The organism is Sphingomonas panni, assembly GCF_022664435.1.
In the GTDB taxonomy this organism is placed as follows: domain Bacteria; phylum Pseudomonadota; class Alphaproteobacteria; order Sphingomonadales; family Sphingomonadaceae; genus Sphingomonas; species Sphingomonas panni.
This window is the reverse complement of sequence record NZ_JAKREU010000003.1, coordinates 282,073-308,158: the sequence shown is the minus strand read 5'-3', so window position 1 is coordinate 308,158 and position 26,086 is coordinate 282,073. Positions and strand designations below refer to the sequence as shown.

The following is a 26,086-nucleotide window of genomic DNA, read 5'->3' as shown; positions in this document are numbered from 1 at the left end:
TGGGATCTCCCGCTGATAGCACGGGGCAGGAGCCGCCTGAGGCCCCAGCCTTCGCTGGGGCGACGGTTCCTGTCGGATGGAACAGGGTAGCCTCCACGGATCGAACCCCCGCATCATCCGTTCGCACCCCATGCCGCACGAAGCCATTTGTTCTTGCCTCGTTCCGCGGCTATGGAGGGCGCGATGCTGACGGCGCTTTCCATCCGTGACGTGGTGCTGATCGAGGCGCTCGACCTCGATTTCGCCGCTGGTCTGGGCGTGTTGACCGGGGAAACCGGCGCGGGAAAATCGATTCTGCTCGATGCGCTGGGCCTCGCGCTCGGCGCGCGCGGCGACACCGCGCTGGTTCGCCATGGCGCGAAACAGGCGGGCGTGACCGCGATCTTCGCGCCCCCCGTGCCCGACGGCCCGGTCGCCCGGCTGTTCGACGATAACGGCCTCGACCTCGAACCCGGCGAGCCGCTCATCATCCGCCGCATCGTCAAGGCTGATGGTGGCAGCCGCGGCTTCGTCAACGATCAGCCCGCCTCCGCCGGCCTGCTGCGCGACCTCGCCCCGCATCTGGTGGAAATCCACGGCCAGCATGACGATCGCGGCCTGCTCAACCCGCGCGGCCACCGCGCGCTGCTCGACGGCTTCGGCCGGATCGACACCGCCCCTTTGTCGCGCGCCTATCGTGACTGGCGCACGGCCGAAGCGGCGCTGGGCGCGGCACTGGCCGAGATCGAGGTGGCGCAGCGCGACCGCGAATGGCTGGAACACGCCGTCGCCGAACTGACCGCCTTGAACCCCGAACCGGGCGAGGAAGAGACTCTCGCCGAACGCCGCCGTTCGATGCAGCGCGCCGAAAAGGTCGCGGACGACCTGACCCAGGTCGAGGAACGACTCGACGGTCCCAATGGCGCGCTGTCGGCACTGCGACAGGCCGCCCGCGCGCTCGAACGCATCGCGGACGCCCATCCGGCGCTCACCGAATCGCTCGCCGCCGTCGACCGCGCCTTGGTCGAGGCGGAGGCGGCCGAGGTCGCGCTGCGCGAGGCGAGCGACGCGCTGGCGTTCGATGCCGGCGCGCTGGAGGATGACGAGTCCCGCCTGTTCGCGCTGCGGGCGATGGCGCGCAAGCACCGCGTCCAGCCCGACGACCTTGCGACCCTCGCCGAGGAGCTGACCGCGCGACTCGCCCTGCTCGAATCGGGTGAGGCTGGCCTGGGCAAGCTGGAGGCGACCGTCGCCAGGGCGCGCACCGCCTATGCGAAGGAAGCTGATCGCGTCCACGTCGCCCGTGCCGAAGCGGCCGCGCGACTCGATGCGGCGGTGGCGGGCGAACTCGCCCCGCTGAAGCTCGACGCCGCCCGCTTCCGCACCGTCGTCGCCGAACTGGACGACGCCCAATGGTCGTCCTCCGGCCGCGACCGGGTGGAATTCGAAATCTCGACCAACCCCGGTGCGCCCTTCGCCCCGCTGGCGAAAATCGCCTCGGGCGGCGAATTGTCGCGCTTCATCCTCGCGTTGAAGGTGGCGCTCGCCGAAGAAGGCGGGGCAGCCACCATGATCTTCGACGAAATCGATCGCGGCGTCGGCGGCGCGGTCGCCTCGGCGATCGGCGACCGGCTCCACCGCCTGTCGCGCGCCACCCAGCTGCTGGTCGTCACCCACAGCCCCCAGGTCGCGGCGCGCGGCGACCGTCACCTGCTGATCGCCAAGGCCCATGACGGTACCGTCACCCGCACCGGCGTCCGCCCGCTGTCGAGCGACGAACGCCGCGAGGAAATCGCCCGGATGCTCTCGGGTGCGGAGATTACCGACGAGGCGCGGGCGCAGGCGCGGCGGCTGATCGAACCGGCATGACGCAGCCGCCACGCACGCCCGATGGCCGTTATATCGTGGTCGACGGCGTGCTGTGGCGCGCGACCCGCCCCGACCTGCCCGAGAGCGAGCGCGAAACCCTCGTCCACGCCCTGATGGACGCCCGCCGCGCGGTGGGCGCGGGCAAGCGCGCCGGCGACGACGCAGCGGTGGCCAAGGCGCGCAAGGCGGTCGACGCGGCCAAAACGGCGCTCGGCGAACGCGGCCCCGTCTGGTGGACCGACGGCGCGCCCGATTACAACCGGCACAAGGTCGAGAACACGCCCTATACCGGTTGGTGGGCGGCGCGGTAGGATCGGGTCGAGCGCCATGGCGTGCCGGTCAACCGGCGGCTATCGTGGTGAAGAAGCCGACCTTCCGACTGACGGGGAACCCTCATGCTGCTCGCGACCCTTATCGCCCTGTCCTTGCCACAGGCGGTTTCCACGCCGCGCGATGAGGCGTGTCCGCCGACGCCTATCGGCCTGCCGCGCGGCATGGAGGGTTGGGGCCGGCCAACCGCTATCACCGCCGCCTCGACCGCGTCGAAGCCCGCGTTGCTGACGCCCGGAGTGGCCGTGCGCGCGACGCTGCTTCCGACCGCTGGCGTGACCTATGCCGTCCGCCCCGCAAAGCCCGGTGCGGCGAGCAGTCATGGCGGCGTCTTTGCGTTCGATGTCGCGCGGGCAGGGCGCTACCGCGTCGCGCTCGGGTCGGCGGCATGGATCGACGTATTGCGCGGCACGACACCGGTCGCCTCGGTAACGCATGGCCATGGCCCGGCCTGCTCGACGATCCGCAAGATGGTCGATTTCGACCTCAAACCCGGTCGCCATCTCCTGCAGATCGCCGGCAGCGAACCGGCGGCGGTGACGCTGATGGTGACGCCGGTCGGCTGATCCACCGCGGACCGATGTTCGCCAATTCCGGCACCGTTTCCCTTTTCGTCGTCACCCCGGGCTTGACCCGGGGTCCCGCTTCTCCGTCGATCGTGGCGGAAGCGGGACGCAGCGCCAGGCTCGTTCGCAACGGACGACCGGCACCACCGCACGGACCGCTTTCCTACACGGGGTCGGGCTGTCAGTATCGCTCCGCCCTTTGACAGGTGGACCGCTATTTCGACATCGTCGACATTCTGACTGGCGTCGAAAATGCCTACGCCAGGAATTACGACCGGTCGGCGATCACGGCCTGACGACTGGGCCGCTGTCGCGTGAGAGAAACGCCTGTCCTACAGCGCGGTGGCCTGCCACACTCCTTGCGTTCTTTGACAATCGAATCGCTACTGCGTCCCGGTCGCAACTGTCGCGCAAAAACGTGGCAAGTGTGAACTTTGTGAACTTTGGCGAGAAAAGCCTTTGTTTTCAGGAGGCGCGACACCGGCAAAGCCGGTGCCGTCGGACGGCGCTTCTCGCGCCGCCGGCCGGACGCGGCTTGAGCCTCGGTCCAGCGATGCTGGACCTTGGCCGCCGCTAAATCGCGCTGTTCTTCGCCGCCTTCGTCTCTGGATCGAACATATAATGGTGCCACGCGAACACCGTCGCGGCGCTGCGATGCGGCCGCCACGCCTCGGCAAGGTCACGGATCGCCTTCTCGCTCGGCCGTTCGGGCAGGCCCAGTATCTTGCCGATCTCGACCTGCACCGCCAGGTCGCCTGCCGGCCACACGTCCAGCCGCCCCTCGGCGAACAGCAGGTAGATTTCGGCCGACCATCGTCCGATCCCCTTGACCCGCACCAGCTGCGCGATCGCTTCCTCGTCATCGTCGGGCAGGTTGGCGAGGTCCAGCCGCCCGCTCAGCACCTCGTCGGCGAGACTCCGGGCATAGCCGCTCTTCTGCCGCGACAGCCCGGCGGCGCGCAGTTCCTCGTCGGTCTTGGTCGCGATTCGCGCGGGATCGCTGGCATCGCCCAGCAAGGTCTCCAGCTTCTTCCACACCGCGTCCGCCGCCTTGTAGCTGACCTGCTGCCCGACGATGGTGCGCAACAAGGTCACATAGCCACGCTCGCGGATGCGCGGTTCGGGATAGCCGGCATAGGCCAGCGCCGCCGCGAACGCCGGCTCGCGCTGTGCCAACGCATCCAGCGACGTGCGCAGCTGTTCGGCGGAAAGTCCCATGGCCGGTCCTTGAAAAGCGCCGGTCGCCCCGGCATGGGGCGGCGGACAGGAGAAGATATCATGCCAACGCTTACCGTCGTCGACCGTGCCGGGGAAGAACGAACCGTGGACGCGGAGGTCGGGCTGTCCGTCATGGAAGTGCTGAAGATCAACGGCTTCGACGACATCCTCGCTTTGTGCGGCGGCTGCTGTTCCTGTGCGACCTGCCATGTCCATGTCGACGCCGCCTATCTCGACCGCCTGCCGCCCGTCAGCGAGGACGAGGACGACCTGCTCGATGCGGTCGAGGACCGGGACGCGACCTCGCGGCTGTCGTGCCAGCTGCCCATCAGCGAGGCGCTGGACGGAATGCGGGTGGTGATCGCGAAGGAAGACTGACGCGGCACCGCAAGCTGGCGCGCAGCCCTTCCAAGCGCGGCCGGCGGGGCAACGCCCCGACCGACGACATGGGCTTTGCCCATGGCGCTTTGCGTGCGCGGAGAGGCGTTCTCGATACGGGCTCTCGACAAGCTCGATCCCTACTCGAACCGAACGGGGAGTATCAGGGGGCAGCGGGGCTGGAGAAGGGATCAACCCCTCCAAACCCTCCCCGTTCAGTTCGAGCAGCTTCGAGCGAAGTCGAGAAGCGTCCGTCGAGAACCGAGAACCCCGCCCCAAATGCAACCCGCCATGGGCAAAGCTCATGTCGTCGGACGGGCTGAAGCCCGCCGGCCGGCCCGGGGATGATGCGAAGCAGCTTGCGCTGCTCCGTCTTCATCCCTCGTGCGTCGCCACCGCATACAGCGCGATCGCCGCCGCATTCGACACGTTCAAACTCTCGATCCGGTCCGAAATCGGCAGCTTGGCGAGGATGTCGCAATGCGCCGCGGTATTCTGCCGCATGCCTTCGCCTTCGGCCCCGACGACCAGCGCCACCCGCTTCGGCCCCAGCGCCTGCGCCAGCGTCGTCTCGGTATGCCCGGTCAGCCCGACGCGCCAATATCCGGCATCGCCCAGCTCGACCAGCGCGCGGGACAGGTTCACCACACGGACCCACGGAACGCTCTCCAGCGCGCCCGATGCCGACCGCGCGACCGTGCCCGATTCGGGCGGTGCGTGCCGGTCCTGCGTCACCACGCCCAGACAGTCGAACGCGGCGGCCGAGCGCAGGATCGCGCCGACATTGTGCGGGTCGGTCACTTGGTCGAGCAACAGGATCGGCCGGTCGTCGTCGCGCCCCTGTTCGATCAGGTCGGCCAGCCAGATATCCTCCAGCGGATCGGCCTCGACCACGATTCCCTGGTGCGGCGCATCGGCGGGGACGAGGCGGGCGAGGTCGGCGGCTTCGGCGAAGACCACCGGCACGCCTTCGGGCAGGACCAGCTGCGACCCCATCTCGCGGGTGCACCAGATCTTGCGGATCACCCGCTCCGGATTGTCGAGCGCGGCGAAGGCGGCGTGCCGGCCCCAGAAACGCGGGCGTTGCGGCGATGCCTTGCTGGGGCGGTGTCCTTTGCGGGCCATGTCGGTCTTTCGAATCTTTCGGGGTGCGGCCGTGGTCGGCAAACGCGATGCCCGGCTCATAGCCGCGACGGGCGCATCGGCGCAAATCGGCAACAAAGTTGCAGGCAGGCGTTGACAGCGCCGCGCCGGGACGGCAATGGGCGCCCTCGCTCAGCGGCTTGCCCGCCTGAGTGGCGGCTGGACAGGTGGCCGAGTGGTTAAAGGCAGCAGACTGTAAATCTGCCCGGGTTTCCCGTACGCTGGTTCGAATCCAGCCCTGTCCACCACCGTCCGCGCAGGTAGCGCGGCGGTGCCCCAGCGGGAGGTGAGCATCCCGACCCCCATCCTCTTCATCCTCGCCGCCCTGTGCGAGATCGCGGGCTGCTTCGCCTTCTGGGCATGGTGGCGGCTCGACCGTTCGCCCCTCTGGCTGATCCCCGGCATCGCCGCGCTGGTCGCCTTCGCATGGCTGCTCGCGCAAAGCGGCACCGCCGGGGCAGGGCGCGCCTATGCGGCCTATGGCGGCGTCTATGTGCTGGGCGCGGTGCTGTGGGGCTGGACGGTCGAGGGGATGGTGCCCGACCGGTTCGACCTGATCGGCGCGGCGCTATGCATCGCCGGGTGCGGCGTGATCCTGTTCGGACCGCGATGATGTGGGGGTTGGAGCGGGTAACGGGAATCGAACCCGTGTATTCAGCTTGGAAGGCTGCTGCACTACCATTGTGCTATACCCGCCCACGCGCTTGCGTGTCAGAGCGATGCACCTGCCACAGCGAAGCGGGACAGGTCAACCGCCTCGTGCAACACCTTGCTTTTACAGTACCCAGCCCTATTGCTCCGACCACAGGTTGCCGGGGGAGGGCGCAATGCTGAACGACATGGGCGCCGCGCTCGGCGATGTGCTGAACCCGCATGGGCCTGCGGTACAGGCGGCGAAGAGCTTCGCGCCGTCCGATTATTCGATCCATTTCTTCCTGCAACTGGCGGTGATCCTGCTGGCGTGCCGTGTGGTCGGCTGGGCGGGCAAGCGCTTCCTGGGTCAGCCGCAGGTGGTGGGGGAGATGATCGCCGGCGTCGTCCTCGGCCCGTCGCTGCTCGGCCTGTTCTTCCCCGATCTGCAGGCGGCGATCTTCCCCAAGGAAACACGCGGCGTCCTCTATGCGGGCGCGCAACTGGGCGTCGGCCTCTACATGTTCCTCGTCGGCCTGACGCTCCGGCTCGACCATTTCCAGAGCAAGGCACGAAGCGCGGCGATGGTATCGGCGGCGGGCATCGCCGTGCCGTTCCTGCTGGCGGTGCTGGTGACGCCACTGCTGCTGCGGGTGCCGGGGCTGTTCGCCGAAGGGATTTCGACCGGCAGCGCGACGCTGTTCATGGGCGCCTGCATCGCGCTCACCGCCTTTCCGATGCTGGCGCGCATCATCCACGAACGGGGCCTTGCCGACACCGCGCTCGGCACGCTGTCGCTGACCGCCGGGGCGTTCGACGATGCGGTGTCGTGGTGCGTGCTGGCGATCGTGCTGGCGACGTTCGGGGCAGGGGCGGGCGTCGCCATCCTCGCCATCGGCGGGGCGCTGCTCTACGCCGCGTTCCTGATCCTGTTCGGCAAGCGCCTGCTCGCCCCGCTCGGCCGCGCGGTCGAGGCGCGGGGCGAGATGAGCATGACCGTGCTGTCGATCACGCTGATGCTGTTCTGTCTCTCTGCCTTCTTCATGGACGCGATCGGCATCCACGCCATCTTCGGCGGCTTCATCCTTGGCGTGTTCATGCCGCGCGGGCTGTTCGTCGAGGAGCTGAAGCGCAAGGTGGAGCCGCTGGCGGTCGTCCTCCTTCTGCCGATGTTCTTCACCTATTCGGGGCTGAACACGCGGATGGATACGGTCAGTTCGTTGCCGCTCCTCCTGATCGCGCTCGGCGTGCTGGTGATGTCGATCCTCGCCAAGTTCGGCGCCTGCTGGGCGGCGGCGCGGTTGGCGGGTGAAGACAATCGCACCGCGCTCGGCATCGGCGCGCTGATGAACTCTCGCGGGCTGATGGAACTCATCATCATCAATATCGGCCTGCAAAAGGGGATCATCGGTCCCACGCTGTTCGCGATGCTGGTGCTGATGGCCATCGTCACGACCGTGATGGCGACCCCGTTGTTCGAGGCGGTCTATGGCCGCCAGGCGCGGGCCAGCGGCGAACTGGGACATGTGCCTGCGTAAACGCTGGCGTTCGTCCGGCGGACACCATAAATCGCGCGCATAATGGCAAAGATCACGACTCCGCGTCCGGTGCGCGGCACCCAGGACATTTTCGGCGATTTCGAGCGGCGCTTCACCCATGTCGCCGAGACGTTCGAGCGCGTCCGCCGGCTCTACTGCTTTAATCGGGTCGAAGTGCCGGTGTTCGAATCGACCGCCGTCTTCGCCCGCTCGCTGGGCGAGACGACCGATGTCGTGTCGAAGGAAATGTATTCCTTCGAGGATCGTGGCGGCGATTCGCTGACGCTGCGCCCCGAATTCACCGCCGGCATCGCCCGCGCGTTCCTGACCGAAGGGTGGCAGCAGCACGCCCCGCTCAAGCTCGCGACGCATGGCCCCGTGTTCCGCTACGAACGCCCACAAAAGGGCCGCTATCGCCAGTTCCACCAGATCGACGCCGAGGTAATCGGTGCGGCCGAGCCGATGGCCGATGTCGAACTGCTGGCAATGGCCGACCAGCTGCTCAAGGAACTGGGCATTTCGGACGGCGTCACGCTGCAGCTCAATACGCTGGGCGATGCCGAGACGCGCGACGCATGGCGCGCCGCGCTGGTCGAGCATTTCGAAGCGCATCGTGGCGACCTGTCGGAAGACAGCCTCAAGCGGCTCGACAAGAACCCGATGCGCATCCTCGATTCGAAGGACCCGCGCGACCGCCCGATCGCCGATTCGGCACCGGGGATCGACGGGTATCTGACGGCGGAGGCGGCGGACTTCTTCGCGGCGGTCACGTCGGGGCTGGATGCGGCGGGGGTCGCATGGACCCGCAACGACCGGCTGGTGCGCGGTCTCGACTATTACCGCCACACCGCGTTCGAATTCGTCACCGACCGGCTGGGTGCGCAAGGGACCGTGCTGGCCGGCGGGCGCTATGACGGGCTGATCGAAAGCCTCGGTGGCCCCTCGACCCCCGGTGTCGGCTGGGCTGCGGGGATCGAGCGGCTGGCGATGCTGCTGGAGGAGCTTCCAAGGCCTCCGAAGAAGATCGCGGTCGTTGCCGAAGATGACGATTTTGTTTTGCCGGCAGTGCAGTATGCTACGACACTACGGAAAAACGACTTCGCCGTTGAAGCTTTCGTCACGGCCAATCCAAAGAAGCGTCACAACCGTGCGCTGCGATACGGTGCAGATGCTGCCATCTTCATGGTGCGCCATGAAGACGCGATGAAGATCGATTTCCTAAATTTGCGCCTCACGGATACGGAAGAAGCCGCGCTTCGTGCCGTAATGGCCAAGATCGTTTCCGCATGACCATCGCCCCCGAACGCATCGCCCAGATCGAGGCGCGGCGCGACGAACTGGCGGCGCAGATGGCGACGGGCGACCTGCCCGGCGACCGCTTCGTCGCGGTGTCGAAGGAATATGCCGAGCTGGAGCCGGTCGCGGCAGCGGCGGGTGAGGTCCGGCGGCTCCGCGCCGAGAGCGAGAGCCTGTCGTTCATGACGCAGGACGCCGATGACGATTTGCGGCAGATGGCGGTCGAGGAACTCCACACCAACCGCCAGCAGCTCGAAGCCGCCGAACGCGCCCTGTCGCTGGCGCTCCTCCCGCGCGACGCGGCGGACGAACGCGCGGCGATGCTCGAAATCCGCGCCGGGACCGGTGGCGACGAAGCCGCGCTGTTCGCGGGCGACCTGTTCCGCATGTACCAGCGCTATGCCGACAGTCGCGGCTGGCGGGTTGAACTGATCTCCGCATCGGTATCGGATGCTGGCGGCTACAAGGAAGTCGTCGCCAGCGTCACCGGCGCCGGCGTGTTCGCGCGGCTGAAGTTCGAAAGCGGCGTCCACCGCGTACAGCGCGTCCCCGCGACCGAGAGCGGCGGGCGCATCCACACCAGCGCCGCGACCGTCGCGGTCCTGCCCGAGGCGGAAGATGTCGACGTCCAGATCGACGACAAGGACCTGCGCATCGACGTGTACCGCTCGTCCGGGCCTGGCGGCCAGTCGGTCAACACGACAGATTCGGCGGTGCGCATCACCCACCTTCCGACCGGCCTTGTCGTCATCCAGCAGGACGAGAAGTCGCAGCACAAGAACAAGGCGAAGGCGCTCAAGGTCCTGCGCACCCGCCTGTACGAGGCCGAACGCCAGCGGCTGGCCGACGAGCGGGCCGGCACCCGCCGGTCGATGGTCGGATCGGGTGATCGGTCGGAACGCATCCGCACCTATAATTTCCCGCAGGGGCGGGTGACCGATCACCGCATCAACCTGACGCTCCATCGCCTGCCCGAAATCCTCGAAGGCGAGATGGAGGAATTGATCGGCGCATTGATCGCGCAGGACGAGGCGGAGCGGCTGGCGACGCTGGATGGCTGATCCACGCGAAGGCGCGAAGACGCGAAGGGAAGAAGAGAGTTTTCGCGCAGAGGCGCAGAGGCGCAGAGCGGTTGAGACGGCCGATCGCGCAGCGATCCCTCGCTATCGCCAAGGCAATTCAGCCGGAAAGCGCCTGACGGCGCGGAACGTCTCCCGGCGCGCACCCTCTCCGCGCCTCTGCGCCTCTGCGCGAAACCAACCCTTCTTCGCGTCTTCGCGCCTTCGCGTGAACCCGTGATCACGCTGCGCCGAGCGCTGACCGAAGCAACGGCCCGCATCGCCGCTGTCTCCGACTCTCCCCGCCTCGATGCCGAACTCCTCGCCGCCCATGCGCTTGGCTGTACGCGGGAGGCGATGCTGCTCGCCCGCCTCGACGATCCGGCACCGGCGGGCTTCGATGCGCTGGTCGAACGCCGGCTGACCCATGAACCGGTCGCGTACATCACCGGCAGCCGCGCCTTCTGGACGATCGAGCTGCTGGTCGGCCCCGGCGTGCTGGTGCCGCGGGCGGACAGCGAGACGCTGATCGAGGCGGCGGTGGCGCATTTCGCCGGGCGGGCACCGGCGCGCATTCTCGACCTCGGCACCGGGCCGGGCACGCTGCTGCTCGCCGCGCTCGACGAATGGCGCGACGCGACCGGTCTGGGCGTCGATGCCTCGGGTGTCGCGCTCGACTATGCCAGGCACAATGGCGAAGTGCTGGGGATGGGCAGGCGGGTGACGTGGCGACAGGGCGACTGGACCGCCGGCATCGACGAACGCTTCGACCTGATCCTGACCAACCCGCCTTACATCGGCACTGCCGAAGCCTTGCCGCAGGAGGTCGTCGGCCATGAACCGGCCGGCGCGCTGTTCGCCGGGCAGGACGGTCTGGACGATTACCGTCGGATCGTCCCGGAACTGCCGCGCCTGCTGGCACCGAACGGCATCGCCGCCATCGAGATCGGCCACGAACAGGGCGATGCCGTGCTGGCGCTGGTGCGGGACGCAGGGCTGCCGGCGCGGCTGGTGCGTGATCTGGGCGATCGGGCGCGCTGTGTCGTGGCCGGTTGAAGCAGTTGCGCCTCGACCCCATCTTTCCGCTTGGAGTTGCACGATGCAGCCGCTAAGACCGGCGGCGGGGCAGGCACCATCGACCAAGGCGTCGATTGCGGGGCGTGGCTCCTTCCATCGTCATGTGAACCACTGTCGTCCGGTGGTCATGGCAGGCGGACGGTGCCCGTGCATCGTTTCGCGAAGTGGCTCGCACCCGGGATCGCGAGATCGACGGACAGGTAAGGACAGGACAACCAACCCTTGATGAACAATCGTCAGGCCGGCCGCCGTCGCGGTCGCGGTGGCCAGCGGCAGCCGGGAAGCGGCGGCGGCAATCCGCGGGATAACGGCAACCGCATAGACAACCGCGCGCGTGGTAACGCCGCGCAATTGCTGGAAAAGTACAAGAACCTCGCCGCCGATGCGCAACGCGCCGGCGACCGGGTGAACACCGAATATTACCTCCAGTTCGCCGATCATTACTTCCGCGTGCTGGAAGCCGGTCGTTCGCGGGTCGAGGAACAGCGCCGCAGCCGCGACGAGTTCGACGGCAGCGATGAAGAGGATTTCGACGGCGACGGCGACAATGGCGCCGAAACCGGCGGCCAGGATCGCGGCAACCGCGACGATCGTGGCCAGCGCGAGGACCGCGGCCAGCGGGAAGATCGCGGCAATCGCGACGACCGCCAGCCCCGTGCCCAGCGCGACTATCGGGACGACCGTGGCCCGCGCGAAGAGCGTCAGCCGCGCGAGGAACGCCAGTCGCGTGACGATCGGGCACCGCGCGAGGATCGTCCGCAGCGCGAAGACCGTCCGCAGCGTGAACGCCTGCGCCGTGACGGCGGGCGCACCACCGCACCGGCCAATGACGGTGCCGAACTGCGCGGCGTGGAAGGCGAAGTCGGCACGCAGCAGAACGACGTGACCGAAGCCGCCCCTGAAGTGGCGGTCGAGGCCAAGCCGGTCCGCCGCCGCACGACCCGGTCCCGCGTCGAGGCCCCGGTGGCCGAGCCGGTCGAAGCCGCGCCGTCGATCGAGGCGGACCGCCTGCCGCCGGCGCTGTCGGCGAACGACGATGCGGCCGAGCGCCCGCGCCGCCGCCGCCGCGTCCGTGCGGACGAGGAAGAGGCCGTGCCGCCCGCCGCCTGATCGGGCGACGCGCGTCAGACGATAAGGGGCCGGTATCGCCAAGCGCGATACCGGCCCTTTTCGTTTGGGCGCGGGGTAATAGAGAGTCTCGTCACCCCGGACTTGATCCGGGGTGACGAGGAATCGCATGGTAGCGAACGGTCGAACCGCCCTGCGGCCTTACCCCGCCGCGAACTGGTCCGCGCTGAGCGAATACAGCCCACCCGCACCGGCCATCGCCGCCATGCCGAGGCCACGCGCCTCCGGCACGATCCGGTCGAGATAGAAGGCGACCGCCGCCCGCTTGCGCGCGACGAAATCAGGGTCCGCGACGCCGTCCAGCGCCCGGCCCTGGCGTTCGAGTAGCCAGCCACAGACACAGGTCGCGAGCATCGTCAGGAACGGATAGCTGCCGGCCAGCCGATCGTCGACGTCCGCCTCCAGCATCCAGCGCGATACCGCGCGGGTGTCGTTCAGCAGGTCGCGCAGCGCCGCATGGCCGACCTCGCCCTCCATCTCCGCGAACAGCGCCTCGACGCCCGCGCCGCCATCGCCGATGAGCTTGCGCCCGACCAGATCGGCGGCCTGGATGCCGTTGGTGCCTTCGTAGATCGGCGTGATCCGCGCATCGCGATAATGCTGCGCCGCGCCGGTTTCCTCGACATAGCCCATGCCGCCATGGACCTGCACGCCGAGGCTGGCGACCTCGCAGCCGATATCGGTGCCATGCGCCTTGGCCAGCGGGGTCACGAGGTCGAGCCGCGCCTTTGCGCCCTCGACGCCCAGCGTCGCAAGGTCGACCTGTCCGGCGGCGTAATAGACCAGTGCGCGGGCGGCCATGGTCTGTGCGGTCATGCGCAGCAGCATCCGGCGGACATCGGGATGTTCGATGATCGCCACCGGCGCGCCGCCGGTCGAGGCGCGGGGCGACTGGATACGGTCGCGGGCATAGGCAACGGCGCGCTGCGTCGCGGCCTCCGCCACCTGCACCCCCTGCAGCCCGACATTGAGGCGGGCATTGTTCATCATCGTGAACATCGCGCGCATCCCCGCGCCCTCCGCCCCGATCAGCTCGCCGATGCAGTCGCCATGGTCGCCGAACGACAGGACGCAGGTGGGCGAGGCGTGCAGTCCCATCTTGTGTTCGATCGACACCACGCGGACGTCGTTCGGCTCGCCCGGTTCTCCGTTCGCATCGAGCCGGTATTTGGGCACGAGGAACAGCGAAATGCCCTTGGTCCCCGCAGGAGCGCCGGGCGTGCGGGCAAGGACCAGGTGGACGATATTGTCGGCCATGTCGTGATCGCCGAACGAGATGTAGATCTTGGTGCCCGTGATCCGCCAGTTGCCGTCACCGACCGGTTCGGCCCGCGTCGTCAGCGCGCCGACGTCCGATCCGGCCTGCGGCTCGGTCAGGTTCATCGTGCCGGTCCATTCGCCGGTCGCCAGCTTGGGCAGATAGCGTGCCTGTTGTTCGACGCTGCCATGATGGGTCAGTGCCTCGATCGCGCCGACGGTCAGCGTCGGGGCAAGCGCAAAGCCCATGTCGGCGGTGCCGAGCGTCTCCAGCACGGCAGTCGCCACCGCGAAGGGCAGGGCCTGTCCGCCATATTCGGCCGGCGAGCCGATCGTGCCCCACCCGCCGGTGACATAGGCCTGATAGGCGGCGCGATAGCCATCGGGCATCACCACGCCGTCGGGGGTCCAGCGCGCGCCGACCGTATCGCCCTTTCGTGCCAGCGGCCGCCATTCGCCGGCGGCAAAATCGCCGATCCCGGTCAGGATCGCATCGAGCGTGTCGGGCGTCGCATCGGCGAAGCGGGGGGCGTCGGCGATCGTTTCGATCCCTGCGGCATGGGTCAGCACGAAACGCTGTTCGGCGGTGACGGGGGTCAGGTCCATTTGCCCTCTCTCGATCCTTGGTTTTTGGCGGTATAGGCACCGAACCATGACTGCTTCAAACCCTTCGATCGCGACCGTTTCCTTACCCTACGGCACGGCGGGGATCGCAGCGGCGGCCGAGGTGATCGCAGGCGGCGGTTGCGTCGCGGTGCCGACCGAGACGGTCTACGGCCTTGCCGCCGACGCGACCGATTCGCGGGCGGTGGCGGGCATCTATGCGGCCAAGGGGCGACCGGGATTCAACCCGCTGATCGTGCATGTGCCGGATCGCGCGGCCGCCGAGGCGCTGGCGGTCTTCGACGATTCCGCGCTGCGACTGGCCGCGGCGTTCTGGCCGGGGCCGCTGACCCTGGTGCTGCCGATCCGCGCGGGGGCGGGGATCGCGTCGCTGGTCACGGCCGGGCTGCCGACGATCGCGATCCGGGTGCCGGCGCATGACGCGATGCAGGCGCTGCTGCGCGCGACCGGACGGCCGCTGGCCGCGCCATCGGCCAACGCCAGCGGATCAATCAGCCCGACGCGTGCCGACCATGTCCTGCGCAGCCTGAACGGGCGCATTCCGATGGTGATCGACGCCGGGCCGACCGCGCGCGGAATCGAATCGACGATCATCGCCTGTGTCGACGGACAGGTGCGGCAGTTGCGCCCCGGCCCGATCCCGCGAGAGGCGGTCGCCGACCTGCTGGGCGTACAGGTCGGCGGGGCGGGGGCAGGGATCGAGGCCCCGGGACAGCTTGCCAGCCATTATGCCCCGTCCAAGCCGGTGCGGCTGAACGCGACCGATCGTCGGACAGACGAATGGCTGATCGGGTTCGGCGCGGTGGCGGGCGATGATTCGCTGTCCGAGCGCGGCGACCCGGTGGAGGCGGCGGCGCGGCTGTTCGATGCGCTGCACGTTGCCGATACTGCCGGCCCCGGCCGGATCGCGGTGGCACCGGTGCCGGAGGACGGGCTGGGTGCGGCGATCAACGACCGGTTGCGCCGCGCGGCGGTGCCCGCCGCATAATTTCGTACAGGATACTGCAAACGATATCCGACCGCTACGCAACCTTAACGTTTTGTCCCGTAACAATTCTTTGTACGGGAGGGATCAAATCGTGAGCGGACAGGACGAGATCAATTTCGACCAACGGCTGGCGGCGTTCGATTATGACGAACGCAGCTACCGGGCGTTTCCCATGGTCAAGCGCGCGATCGAGCGCCATGCGCCGGCGGCACTGACAGCTCTGTATCGCCATATCGCGAACACCGCCTCGATCCGGGGGATGTTCGCGTCGCAGACGCGGATGGACCATGCCCGCGACAAGCAGATGGAGCATTGGCGCAAGCTGTTCTCCGGGCCGATCAACCGCGACTATGCCGCCGCCGCGACCAACATCGGCAACGTCCATGCGCGGATCGGCCTTGCCCCCACCTGGTACATCAGCGGCTATGCCCGGATGCTGGAACATGTCCTCCCCCGGCTGGTGCTGGGGCGGCTGGGTCTGCCCTTTGGGGCGCGAGCGCGGGCGCGGGCGGCGACCGCGCTGGTGAAGGCGTCGCTGATCGACATGGATATCGCGCTCGCCGCCTATTTCACCGCCGAACAGGCCGGGCGGCGTGCGGTGATCGAACGTTGCGGCGCGGCGTTCGAACGGATGGCGCATGGCGACCTGACCGTCTCGCTCGACGGACTGCCCACCGAATATCAGGCGCTGGCCGAGAGTTTCGAGGCGATGCGCGTGCAGATGTGCGAGACGCTGGGCATGGTCACCCGGTCGGGCGAGCAGATCCGCATCGGGTCGGGCAATATCCGCCAGGCGTCGGACGACCTGTCGCAGCGCACCGAGCAGCAGGCGGCGAGCCTGGAAGAAACCGCCGCCGCGATGGACGAGATCACCAGCACTGTCCGCCAGACCGCCGACGGCGCATCGCGCGCCGACCGCATCGTCGGCGAAGCGCGCAGCGAGGCCGAGGAATCGGGGCGCATCGTGCGACAGGCGGTCGATGCGATGGGCGGTATCCAGCGCTCGTCGGCCGAGATCAGCGAGATCATCAGCGTGATCGACGGCATCGCGTTCCAGACGAACCTGCTGGCGCTGAACGCAGGCGTCGAAGCGGCACGCGCGGGCGACGCGGGCAAGGGCTTCGCCGTCGTCGCATCCGAAGTGCGGGCGCTGGCGCAGCGTTCGGCCGATGCGGCGAAGGACGTAAAGGTGAAGATCACCGCCTCGTCCGATCAGGTCGATGCCGGAGTCGACCTGGTCAATGCGACCGGACAGGCGCTGCAACGGATCATCGGCCGTATCGGCGAGATCAGCGAACTGGTGTCGGGCATCGCCAGTTCGGCGGCGCAGCAGTCGATCGGCCTGCAACAGGTCAACACCGCCGTGTCGGAAATGGACAGCGTGACCCAGCGCAATGCGGCGATGGTCGAACAGGCGACCGCCGCCGCCCGCATCCTGGCGCAGGAGGCCGAAGTGCTGGCCGCCGAGGTCGCCCGGTTCCGGCTGGAAGGGGCCGGGGCGGTGAACGAGGTACATCGGTTGCAGCAGCGGCTGGCGGCGGCGTGATCCCGACCTGCGGCAGGATGACCTGCGCGCCCATTTGTCGGCCCGCTGCGTTCGTAACTGCCTGACACCCTGCAAACGGCTTGCACCCGGCCGGCGTGCGTGCTTGGGATCGCGGGGGATCGGGAAGGGTTTATGGCCAGCCGCGCAAGCAACGGACAGGTCGAGGCCGGCGTGACGGGCGCGCACTGGCTGAACGACTATTGCGCGCGGGCGCCGCGCGGGGATGTGCTGTGCCAGGCCACCGGGCCTGACCGGGCGGCGTGGGACGCGGCGTTCGACGAACTGGCCGGCGTGCCCGATACGCTGGCCGGTGCCCGCGAACGGGCGCAGCGCCATGCCGACGATATCGGTACCGCCTATCGCGCGGCGGGCGAGAAGGAGGAGCGCCGCTGGCCGCTCTCTCCCGTCCCGCTGCTGATCGGGGCCGAGGAATGGCGCGGCATCGCCGAGGGGATGGCCGAGCGCGCCGAGCTGTTCGAATCGATCATCACCGATATCCATGGCGACCAGCGGCTGGTGGCCGATGGCGTCCTGCCGGCGATGCTGGTGACCGGATCGCCGCTGTTCCTGCGCCCGATGGTCGGGCTGATGCCGCCGGGCGGGCATCAGTTGCACTTCGTCGCCGCCGATCTTTGCCGGGGGCCGGACGGGCGCTGGCGGGTGCTGGCCGATCACCTGCGCGTGCCGGTCGGGGCGGGCTATGCGCTGGAAAACCGGCTGGCGATGGGCCGCACTTTGGGCGGGTTGCCGTCGCGGGTGAATGTCGAACGCCATGCACCGTTCTTTGCCGCGATGCGCGCGGGCATCGCCGCCGCGTGTCGCCGGGCAGAGCCGCGCATCGGGCTGCTGACGTCGGGCAAGCTCAACCCCAGCTATCCCGAACAGGCGCATCTGGCGCGCTATCTGGGGTTCCTGCTGGTCGAGGGGGCGGACCTCGCGGTGCGCGACGACCAGCTGTACGTCCGCACCATTGCCGGGCTGAAACGGATCGACGCGCTGTGGCGGCGGATCGACCCGCGGTTGATCGATCCGCTGGCGTTCGATGCCAATTCGACGATCGGCGTGCCGGGCCTCGTCGATGCGATGGCGGCGGGCAATGTCGTCATCGCCAATGCGCCGGGCGTCGGCGTGCTCGAATCGCCGGCCTTCGCCGCGTTCCTGCCGGCGCTGGGCGAAAGGCTGCTGGGTCGTGCGCCGTCGCTGTCGTCGATCGGGACATGGTGGTGCGGCGATACGGCGGCGCGGGCGCAGGTGCTGGCGTCGCTCGACCAGCTGGTGATCGGCCCCGCCTTTGCCGGTCCGGTCGCGGGAATGCCGGATGGCGCGGTACTGGGCGCGTCGCTCGATGCCGAAGCGCGTGCGCGGCTGGTGGCGGCGATGGCGCTGCGCCCACAGGATTATGTCGGGCAGGAGGTCGCCGAACTGTCGACCATGCCGACCGCGTGCGGGGCAGGGCTGTTGCCGCGCCCCTTCTCGCTCCGCGTCTTTGCCGCGCGTGGGGGGGACGGGCGCTGGGTGGTGCTGCCCGGTGGCTTCGTGCGGATCGGCGACCAGCCCGACGCGCGCGCGGCGGTGATGGGCGAGGGGTCGTGGTCGGCCGACGTCATCGTCCATGGCCCCGATCCGGTGGAGCCGGTGTCGCTGCTGCAACCGACCGATAGCGTGGAGCTGCGCCGCAATCCCGGCACGCTGCCCAGCCGGGTCGCCGACAATATGTTCTGGCTGGGCCGCTATCTGGAGCGGGGCGAGGCGCTGCTGGGCGTGATCCGCGTGCTGTTCGGCCATTCGATCTCGGCCGATACCGGTGCGGCACTGGCCCCGGCGACCGTCGAGCGGCTGGTGACGATCATCGCCGATACCGGGGCCGCGCCGCGCCCGCCCAGCCATCGCCGCCGCGACCTCGTCGATTTCGCGCGCGAGGCGATGGAGTCGGTCGATGGCTGGGGCAGCGTGCGCGCGGTCAACCGCATGGCGACCGGCATCGGCGGCATTTCGCGCGACCGGCTGTCGGCGGACATGGTGCGGCTGCTCGACGCGCCGCATCCGACCACGGGTACGTTGCTCGACCGGGCGGGTACGTTGCAGCGCCGCTATGCCGCGCTCGCCGGGCTGTCGGCCGAACATATGGGGCGGACCGATGCGTGGCGCTTCCACGACCTCGGCCGCCGGATCGAACGCGCGCTGGCGGTGACGCGCACCTTGCTGTCGGTCGACCTGCGTCGCGCCAATGCCGAGGACCTGTCGACATTGCTCGACCTCGCCGACAGCCAGATCAGCTATCGCCAGCGCTACCTGATCGGCTTTGCCCGGGTGCCGGTGATCGACCTGATCGCGCTTGACCCCGGCAATCCGCGCGGGATCGCGTATCAGGTGGAGACGATCGTGCAGCATCTCTGCAAGCTGCCGGTGCTGAACGATGCCGGTATCGCCGAACCGCAGCAGCGCATCGCCGCGCGCCTGACCGCCGGAATCGCCATGGCATCGGCGGAACGGGTCGATCGCGGCTGGGTATTGGAGATCAACCAGCAGCTGCAGAAGCTGTCCGACGCCATCGCCACCCGTTATTTCCTGCAGGGCGCACAGGCACTCCGCGAAGCCGGGCTGACGCTGGCATGATGCGCTATGCGATCCGCCACATCACCCGCTTCGATTATGAAGAGGCGGCGGGGTTCGCGCGCTGCAACCTGCGCCTCCGGCCGATCCTGTGGTCGGGACAGACGCTGGAGGATTATGCGCTGCTGGTCGAGCCGGGCGGTCATACCCATCCGGCGCGGGCGCAGGCGGGGCTGGCCAACGTCACCCGGCTGGTGGTCGAACGGCCCGAACGCACGCTGACGATCGAGAGCCGGGCGACGGTCAGCGTGGATCGCCCGATCCCGGTGCCGTCGCCGGCCGATCCGACGCTGGCGGACATTCGCAGGCTGGTGGCGAATGTCGCCGATGCCGGCCCGGCCAGCCCGGTCAGCTATCTCTTCCCCTCCGCCCACGTCCCGATCGTGCCGGAGATCGCGGATTGGTGCGCCGGGGACCTAGCCGACGATCGCGGCATCCTCGACGCGGCGATATCGCTCGCCCGTCGCATTCAGCACGATTTCGCCTTCGATCCGACCGCGACCCTGGTCGACACGCCGCCCGCCGAAGCCTTCGCCAAGCGTGGCGGGGTGTGTCAGGATTTCGCGCAGATCATGCTGTCGGGCCTGCGCGGTGCCGGCCTGCCCGCCGCCTATTGTTCGGGCTATCTGCGCACCCTGCCGCCGCCGGGGCAGGAGCGGCTGGTCGGGGCGGATGCGACCCATGCTTGGGTATTGGTGTGGGCCGGTCTCGAATCGGGATGGGTCGGCGTCGATCCGACCAACGGCATCTGGATGGCCGAGGACCATGTCGTGATGGCGATCGGCCGCGACTATGCCGACATCGCGCCGATCGACGGCGTGGTGCTGGGGTCCGGCGCGCAGACGATGCACGTGTCGGTCGATGTGGAGCCGTTGCCGGTCGGGTAAGAGCGTTCGCGTTGTCCTGAACCAAACGTCATCCCAGCGGAGGCTGGGATCTCCCCGTTTGCTTGGGCGCGCGCCTCGCCGCTGGAGGCCCCAGCCTTCGCTGGGGCGACGTTTCGGACAGAAGTGCCTGTACCGATGGCGCACCCCTCCCAACCCGGATTGACGAATCCATAAGGGTTGGAGGATAAAGAACAAATCATGAACGTAGAGTCGCCCACCCTGTCCGCGCTGAAGCGGCAAGTCGCCGCCATGGAGCGGCGCGCGCCGATAGGCAAGGCGGTGCGGGTCGCGACCGGGCATGGCGATATCGATGCCGCACTGGATGGGGGCATAGCCCGCGGACGGCTGCACGAGATTTTTGCGGCGGAGGAAGGCGATGCCGGTAGCGCGACCGGCTTTGCAGGGATGCTGTCGATCCGGCTGGGCGGCGGCATCGTGTGGCTGCGCGAGGAGGCGGCGGTGCGCGGTGGCGGGCATCTCCATGCGCCGGGACTGGTCGAGATCGGAGTCGATCCCGCGCGGTTGCTGCTCGGCTTCCTCCCCGATGCGCTGTCGGTGCTGCGCGCCGCCGCCGACGTCGTACGCTGCGCCGGAGTCGGCGTGGCGGTGATCGAACTGCACCGCGATCCCCGCGCACTCGACCTGACCGCCAGCCGTCGCCTGGCACTGGCGGCGGAGGAAAGCGGAGTGACCGCGCTGTTGCTGCGCATCGCCGCGACTCCGGTGGCGAGTGCCGCCGACACGCGCTGGGCGGTGCGGTCCTGCGCATCGCAACCGCTGCCGGCCAATGCACCGGGGCATCCGACCTTCGACCTCGAATTATTGCGTCAGCGCGGCCGGGGTGCCGATGGCCGCTGGCAAGTGGAGTGGAACCGTGAGCAAGCCGTCTTCACCAGCCCGGCCCAGCGGCCGACGCCATCTGGCGCTGTGGTGGCCGTTCCTGCCCACCGACCGGTTGCGATTCCAATCCCCTTGCGTCGTGCCGGATGACGCGCCGTTCGTCTGTGTCGAGACGGTGCGGGGTGCCTTGCGTATCGCATCGGTCGACCCACAAGCGGCGGACAAGGGGATCGCGCCGGGCATGACGCTGGCCGATGCGCGGGCGCAACTGCCCGATCTGGTCGCGGTCGATGCCGATCCGTTTGCCGACCATGGCTGGCTGGAGCGGATGGCGGACGCCTGCGACCGGTTCACGCCGCTGGTGGCACTGGACGGCGGCGACGGGGTGACGCTCGACATTACCGGCTGCGCGCATCTGTTCGGCGGAGAGGCCGCGCTGGTGGCAGAGGTCGAGACGCGCCTCGCCCGGTTTGGGACGTTGCGTCATGCGCTAGCCGATACGCCCGATGCGGCGCAGGCGCTAGCGCGGTTCCAGAGCGCGCCGGCGGCAAGCGAGGCGGCGGCGGTCCGGCGGCTGGGCGTTGCGGCGCTCAGGCTGGACGACGAGATTGCGGTGGCGCTCCGTCGCGCGGGCCTGCGTACCATCGGCGATCTGGCGAGCCGCCCGACCGCGCCGATCGCGGCGCGCTTCGGCGAGGAGACGGTGGCGGCGCTGGCGCGGTTGCTGGGCGATGCCGATCAGCGGTTGCGCCCGCGCCGGGCGCTGCCGGCGCTGTTCTTCGAACGGCGCTTCGCCGAACCGATTGCACGCGACGGCGATGTGCTCTCGACGATCGGCGAGCTGGCGGCGGAGGCGGAGGCGGAGCTGACCGCGCGCGACCGTGGCGGGCGGCGTTTCGCGGTGCGATTGTACCGGGCGGATGGGGCGCTGCGCGATCTGGCGGTGGAAAGCGGGCTGCCGATGCGCGATCCGCCGTCGATCCTGCGGCTGTTCCGCGAACGGATCGACGCGCTGGCCGACCCGATCGATCCGGGCTTCGGTTTCGACATGATCCGCATGAGCGTGCCCGCGCTCGAACCGCTGGCACCGACGCAGTTGCAGCTGGAGGGCGGCGCGGTCAGCGAAGAGGCGATGGCGGCGCTGGTCGATCGGCTGAGTACGCGGCTGGGACGCGGGCGGATCGCACGGGTCGCGCCGGGCGACAGTCATCTGCCCGAACAGGGGATGCTGACCATTGACGCGATCGACGCGCCTGTGCCGACCGGATGGGACGCGCCGGAGGCGGGCGAGCCGCCGCTGCGCCCGATCCACCTGTTCGACCCGCCGCAACGGATCGAGGTGATGGCCGAGGTCCCCGACGGCCCGCCGCACCGCTTTCGCTGGCGGCGCGTGCTGCACGATGTGATCCGCTTCGAAGGGCCGGAGCGGATCGCCGCGCAATGGTGGCGGCGCGGGCAGGCGAAGGTGCGCACGCGGGATTACTACCGCGTCGAGGATGTGCGCGGGCGGCGCTACTGGATTTTCCGGCACGGGCTGTACGATCGCGAGACGCCCGACCCGCTATGGTATGTGCATGGGGTGTTCGCGTGACGACGCCTCAACCTCGTCATTCCCGCGCAGGCGGGAATCCATTCACGCCGACGCTGCGGATGAAATCGAGACGTCAGCGCATATGGATTCCCGCCTGCGCGGGAATGACGAAAGGTGGTTTGGTAGCGCGGGTTTGTCCTCCCTTCGTCATCCCGGCGCAGGCCGGGATCCACCGTGCCGCATATTCGATGGCTTCGGCGCTTGCGGAACCATGGATCCCGGCCTGCGCCGGGTTGACGAACGGGGCGGGGTGGTGCTTCGCCTCCGCTGCTCCGTGAGATGGTCTTTGCCGAACTGATCGCCGCGACGCATTTCTCCTTCCTGCGCGGGGCGTCGTCGCCGTCCGAAATGGTTGCGCGCGCTAACGAACTGGAAATGGCCGGAATCGGGATTGCCGACCGCAACACCGTTGCGGGCGTCGTGCAGGCGCATCTGGCTCTTAAAAAGGCGAATGAAGGGCTGGTCGAGCAGGGACTGCCGCCCAACGACTTCGATCTCGTGGTCGGCGCGCGGCTGGTGTTCGCGGACGGGACGCCGGACATCGTCGCCTATCCGACGGACCGCGCGGCCTGGGGACGGCTGACACGATTGCTGAGTACCGGCAACCGGCGGGCGAAGAAGGGGGAGTGCCATCTCGACCTTGCCGACCTGCTCGACTGGCAGGAAGGGTTGTTGCTGATCGTCACCGCGCCCGATGCGGCATTGCTGGCGCGGCTCGGCGATGCCTGTCCGGGGCGGGTGTGGCTGGCCGCGGCGATGCCGCGCGGCGGGCGCGACCGGCGACGCTTGGCGGCAAGGATCGCGCTGGCGCAGGCGGTGGGCGTCCCGCTGCTGGCGACCAACGACGCCCTCTATGCGACCCATGAACAGCGCCCGTTGCACGACGTGCTGACCTGTATCCGCGAGGGCACGACGCTCGCCGCGGCCGGGCGCAAGCTGGCCGCCAATGCCGAGCGGCATTTGAAGGACCCGCTGGAGATGGCGCGGCTGTTCCGCGACTGCCCGGAGGCGGTGGACGAAAGCGTGCGGCTGCTGAAGCGCATCACCTTTCGCCTGACCGACCTGAAGTACGAATATCCGCACGAACCGGTGCCGGACGGGTGGGAGGCGCAGGACTGGCTGGAGCATCTGGCGACGACCGCCGCGCATGACCGCTATGGTCCCGACCTGCCGGACGATGTGCGACATCGGCTGGACGAGGAGTTCGCGCTGATCCGTAGCGAGAAATATGCGCATTACTTTCTGACGGTCCACGACCTCGTCCGGTTCGCGCGGACCTGCGACCCGCCGATCCTGTGCCAGGGGCGGGGGTCGGCGGCGAATTCGATCGTGTGCTTCCTGCTGGGCGTCACATCGGTCGATCCAAGCGAGCATGACCTGCTCTTCTCGCGCTTCGTGTCCGAACAGCGCGGCGAGCCGCCCGACATCGACGTCGATTTCGAACATGAGCGGCGCGAGGAGGTGATCCAGTATATCTACCGCCGCTACACCCGCGAGCGTGCCGGCATCGCCGCGACCGTGATCCATTACCGGCCGAGGAGCGCGGTGGCGGAGGTCGGCAAGGTGCTGGGCCTGACCCGCGACGTGACGCAGCGGCTGGGCAGCACGGTATGGGGCAGTTTCGCCGGACAGATGGAGGCGCGGCGCTATACCAGTGCCGGGTTCGACCTGAACAATCCCGACATCGCGCAGCTGCGCTGGCTGGTCGACCAGATCATGGAATTCCCGTGTCATCTGTCGCAGCATGTCGGCGGGTTCGTGCTGACGCAGGGGCGGCTGGACGAAATGGTGCCGATCCATAACGGCGCGATGGAGGGCCGGACCTTCATCGAATGGGACAAGGACGATATCGACGCGCTGGGGCTGATGAAGGTCGATGTGCTGGCGCTGGGGATGCTGACCTGCATCCGCAAGGCGTTCGACCTGCTGCGCCATCATGGGCTGGGCGACCACGACCTGACGGTCGACCTGAAGGCCGATGACCAGCAGGTCTACGAGATGCTGCACAAGGGCGACAGCATCGGCGTGTTCCAGGTCGAAAGCCGGGCGCAGATGAACATGCTGCCCCGCCTCAAGCCCGAAAGCCTCTATGACCTGTCGGTGCAGGTGGCGATCGTGCGGCCGGGGCCGATCGAGGGGGACATGGTGCATCCCTATCTGCGGCGGCGGGCGAGCAAGGAGGTGGTGACCTACCCCTCGCCCAAGCCGCCGCACGACCCCGATGAACTGAAGACGCTGCTCGACAAGACGTACGGCGTGCCGCTGTTCCAGGAACAGGTGATGAAGCTGGCGATCGTCGCCGCCGACTTTACGCCGGGCGAGGCGAACGAACTGCGCCGGGCGATGGCGACGTTCCGCAATCCCGGGACGATCCAGAAGCTGCGCGACAAGCTGGTCACCGGCATGACGGCACGGGGCTACGAACCCGACTTCGCCGAACGCTGCTTCCGCCAGATCGAGGGGTTCGGCAGTTACGGCTTTCCCGAAAGCCACGCGCTGTCGTTCGCAAGGCTGGTCTATGTATCGTCATGGATCAAGTGCCACCATCCGGCGGTGTTCGCCTGCGCGCTGCTCAATTCGCAGCCGATGGGATTCTATGCCCCGGCGCAGATCGTCCGCGACGCGCGCGACCATAGCGTGGAGGTGCGCGGGATCGATGTGAACGTCAGCGACTGGCACAACAAGCTGGAAGGAGTGTCTCTCGCACTCAGGCTGGGCTTTCGGCAGATGGACGGGTTTCGGGAGAAATGGGCGGAGGCGATCGTCGAGGCGCGCCCCTTTGCCAGCGTCGAGGAACTGGCGCGCCGCGCCCGGTTGCCGCAGCGGGCGCTCAGGCTGCTGGCCGATGCCGATGCGTTCCGGTCGATCGGGCGCGACCGGCGCGAGGCGTTGTGGGAGGTGCGGCGGACGCCCGATGCCGAACTGCCGCTGTTCGCCCATGCCCGCGCCGCCGAACTGGGCGCGGAGCCGGACATGGCGCTGCCGGTAATGCCCGCAGTCGAGCATGTCGTGACCGATTACCAGACGCTCAGGCTGTCGTTGCAGGGCCATCCGATGCAGTTCCTCCGCGACCGATTGACGCGGATGGGCGTGGCGAGTTGCGCCGACATCATGGCGGCGAAGGCGGGGGCGAAGGTGACCGCCGCCGGCCTCGTCCTCGTCCGGCAGCGGCCGGGCAAGGGCAATGCGATCTTCGTCACGCTGGAGGACGAGGGCGGCATCACCAACGTCGTGCTGTGGGCGCGGTTGTTCGAGGCGTATCGGCGCGAGGTGATGGGCGCGCGACTGATGCTGGTCGAGGGCGAGGTGCAGCGGACCCGCGAAGGGATCGTCCATTTGATGGGGGCGCGGGTGCGGGACCGCAGCGACCTGCTCGACACGCTGGGCGAGGCACCGCCGCCGATACCCTCCTCGTGGGGCGACGAAGCGATCCGCCCGGTCGCGTCACGCCATCCGCGCGACGTGCGGCTGGTGCCCAAGTCGCGCGATTTCCACTGACAAGCGCCCCGGCCACCGCGTAGGACGGGGGC

Annotated in this window: 21 protein-coding genes and 2 tRNA genes; 19 read left to right on the top strand and 4 right to left on the bottom strand. The window is 68.7% G+C overall.

The window, feature by feature from the left end:
* Positions 1 to 183: 183 nt before the first annotated feature.
* The 4 genes from recN (at position 184) to MF609_RS08340 (ending at position 3,040) form a co-directional block, all read left to right on the top strand.
* Positions 184 to 1,848, top strand: coding sequence for a DNA repair protein RecN (gene recN, locus MF609_RS08355; RefSeq protein ID WP_242415847.1), 1,665 nt, complete (start codon positions 184 to 186; stop codon positions 1,846 to 1,848).
* Positions 1,845 to 2,159, top strand: coding sequence for a hypothetical protein (locus MF609_RS08350; protein ID WP_242415846.1), 315 nt, complete (start codon positions 1,845 to 1,847; stop codon positions 2,157 to 2,159). Before recN ends, MF609_RS08350 begins: the two co-directional genes overlap by 4 nt.
* 84 nt (positions 2,160 to 2,243) lie before the next feature.
* On the top strand, positions 2,244 to 2,744 hold the full coding sequence (locus MF609_RS08345) for a homogentisate 1,2-dioxygenase (protein WP_242415845.1): 501 nt from the start codon (positions 2,244 to 2,246) through the stop codon (positions 2,742 to 2,744).
* 206 nt (positions 2,745 to 2,950) lie between these two features.
* A complete protein-coding gene (locus MF609_RS08340) occupies positions 2,951 to 3,040 on the top strand; it encodes a darcynin family protein (RefSeq protein WP_242415844.1) in 90 nt (29 codons plus the stop codon).
* Positions 3,041 to 3,317: 277 nt separating this feature from the next.
* Here MF609_RS08340 and MF609_RS08335 read toward each other — a convergent pair whose 3' ends face one another.
* Positions 3,318 to 3,962: a DNA-3-methyladenine glycosylase family protein gene (locus MF609_RS08335; RefSeq protein WP_242415843.1), complete on the bottom strand. Its 645-nt coding sequence runs from the start codon at positions 3,960 to 3,962 to the stop codon at positions 3,318 to 3,320.
* Positions 3,963 to 4,022: 60 nt separating this feature from the next.
* Here MF609_RS08335 and MF609_RS08330 point away from each other — a divergent pair, with 60 nt between their 5' ends.
* On the top strand, positions 4,023 to 4,340 hold the full coding sequence (locus tag MF609_RS08330; protein ID WP_242415842.1) for a 2Fe-2S iron-sulfur cluster-binding protein: 318 nt from the start codon (positions 4,023 to 4,025) through the stop codon (positions 4,338 to 4,340).
* Positions 4,341 to 4,715: 375 nt separating this feature from the next.
* Here the strand turns inward: MF609_RS08330 and rlmB are convergent, their stop codons facing one another.
* On the bottom strand, positions 4,716 to 5,465 hold the full coding sequence (rlmB, locus tag MF609_RS08325) for a 23S rRNA (guanosine(2251)-2'-O)-methyltransferase RlmB (RefSeq protein ID WP_242415841.1): 750 nt from the start codon (positions 5,463 to 5,465) through the stop codon (positions 4,716 to 4,718).
* A 179-nt stretch (positions 5,466 to 5,644) separates the two neighbouring features.
* On the opposite strand from rlmB, the gene MF609_RS08320 reads away from it, so the two are divergent.
* A tRNA-Tyr gene (locus tag MF609_RS08320) sits at positions 5,645 to 5,731 on the top strand.
* 38 nt (positions 5,732 to 5,769) lie between these two features.
* A complete protein-coding gene (locus tag MF609_RS08315) occupies positions 5,770 to 6,096 on the top strand; it encodes a YnfA family protein (protein ID WP_419723073.1) in 327 nt (108 codons plus the stop codon).
* Between the two features lie 9 nt (positions 6,097 to 6,105).
* Here the strand turns inward: MF609_RS08315 and MF609_RS08310 are convergent.
* Positions 6,106 to 6,179, bottom strand: a tRNA-Gly gene (locus MF609_RS08310).
* Positions 6,180 to 6,310: 131 nt separating this feature from the next.
* Between MF609_RS08310 and MF609_RS08305 the strand changes: the two genes are divergently transcribed.
* The 5 genes from MF609_RS08305 to MF609_RS08285 all read left to right on the top strand — a co-directional run bounded on the left by MF609_RS08305 (position 6,311) and on the right by MF609_RS08285 (position 12,192).
* A complete protein-coding gene (locus MF609_RS08305; protein ID WP_242415840.1) occupies positions 6,311 to 7,651 on the top strand; it encodes a cation:proton antiporter in 1,341 nt (446 codons plus the stop codon).
* Between the two features lie 42 nt (positions 7,652 to 7,693).
* Positions 7,694 to 8,941, top strand: coding sequence for a histidine--tRNA ligase (gene hisS, locus MF609_RS08300; protein WP_242415839.1), 1,248 nt, complete (start codon positions 7,694 to 7,696; stop codon positions 8,939 to 8,941).
* Positions 8,938 to 10,008, top strand: a complete 1,071-nt coding sequence (gene prfA / locus MF609_RS08295; RefSeq protein WP_242415838.1) for a peptide chain release factor 1 — start codon at positions 8,938 to 8,940, stop codon at positions 10,006 to 10,008. The genes hisS and prfA overlap by 4 nt, the downstream gene beginning before the upstream one ends.
* Positions 10,009 to 10,251: 243 nt before the next feature.
* Positions 10,252 to 11,061: a peptide chain release factor N(5)-glutamine methyltransferase gene (gene prmC, locus MF609_RS08290; protein ID WP_242416013.1), complete on the top strand. Its 810-nt coding sequence runs from the start codon at positions 10,252 to 10,254 to the stop codon at positions 11,059 to 11,061.
* A gap of 246 nt (positions 11,062 to 11,307) precedes the next feature.
* Positions 11,308 to 12,192, top strand: a complete 885-nt coding sequence (locus tag MF609_RS08285; protein ID WP_242415837.1) for a DUF4167 domain-containing protein — start codon at positions 11,308 to 11,310, stop codon at positions 12,190 to 12,192.
* A 159-nt stretch (positions 12,193 to 12,351) separates the two neighbouring features.
* On the opposite strand, the gene MF609_RS08280 is transcribed toward MF609_RS08285, so the two are convergent.
* On the bottom strand, positions 12,352 to 14,073 hold the full coding sequence (locus MF609_RS08280; RefSeq protein WP_242415836.1) for an acyl-CoA dehydrogenase family protein: 1,722 nt from the start codon (positions 14,071 to 14,073) through the stop codon (positions 12,352 to 12,354).
* Between the two features lie 46 nt (positions 14,074 to 14,119).
* Here MF609_RS08280 and MF609_RS08275 point away from each other — a divergent pair, with 46 nt between their 5' ends.
* The 7 genes from MF609_RS08275 (at position 14,120) to MF609_RS08245 (ending at position 26,054) form a co-directional block, all read left to right on the top strand.
* On the top strand, positions 14,120 to 15,079 hold the full coding sequence (locus tag MF609_RS08275; RefSeq protein ID WP_242415835.1) for an L-threonylcarbamoyladenylate synthase: 960 nt from the start codon (positions 14,120 to 14,122) through the stop codon (positions 15,077 to 15,079).
* A 91-nt stretch (positions 15,080 to 15,170) separates the two neighbouring features.
* Complete coding sequence (locus MF609_RS08270) at positions 15,171 to 16,625, top strand: methyl-accepting chemotaxis protein (protein ID WP_336944497.1); 1,455 nt, start codon at positions 15,171 to 15,173, stop codon at positions 16,623 to 16,625.
* 132 nt (positions 16,626 to 16,757) lie between these two features.
* Positions 16,758 to 19,241, top strand: coding sequence for a circularly permuted type 2 ATP-grasp protein (locus MF609_RS08265; protein WP_242415834.1), 2,484 nt, complete (start codon positions 16,758 to 16,760; stop codon positions 19,239 to 19,241).
* Positions 19,241 to 20,125 carry a transglutaminase family protein gene (locus MF609_RS08260; RefSeq protein ID WP_242416011.1) on the top strand — a complete coding sequence of 295 codons (885 nt, stop codon included), beginning with the start codon at positions 19,241 to 19,243 and terminating at the stop codon, positions 20,123 to 20,125. Before MF609_RS08265 ends, MF609_RS08260 begins: the two co-directional genes overlap by 1 nt.
* Before the next feature lie 198 nt (positions 20,126 to 20,323).
* The gene (locus MF609_RS08255; protein ID WP_242415833.1) at positions 20,324 to 21,115 is read left to right on the top strand and encodes an ImuA family protein; all 792 of its coding nucleotides are present in this window, start codon (positions 20,324 to 20,326) and stop codon (positions 21,113 to 21,115) included.
* Positions 21,105 to 22,556 carry a Y-family DNA polymerase gene (locus tag MF609_RS08250; RefSeq protein ID WP_242415832.1) on the top strand — a complete coding sequence of 484 codons (1,452 nt, stop codon included), beginning with the start codon at positions 21,105 to 21,107 and terminating at the stop codon, positions 22,554 to 22,556. Before MF609_RS08255 ends, MF609_RS08250 begins: the two co-directional genes overlap by 11 nt.
* 279 nt (positions 22,557 to 22,835) lie before the next feature.
* Positions 22,836 to 26,054: an error-prone DNA polymerase gene (locus MF609_RS08245; protein WP_242415831.1), complete on the top strand. Its 3,219-nt coding sequence runs from the start codon at positions 22,836 to 22,838 to the stop codon at positions 26,052 to 26,054.
* The last annotated feature ends 32 nt before the right edge of the window (positions 26,055 to 26,086 follow it).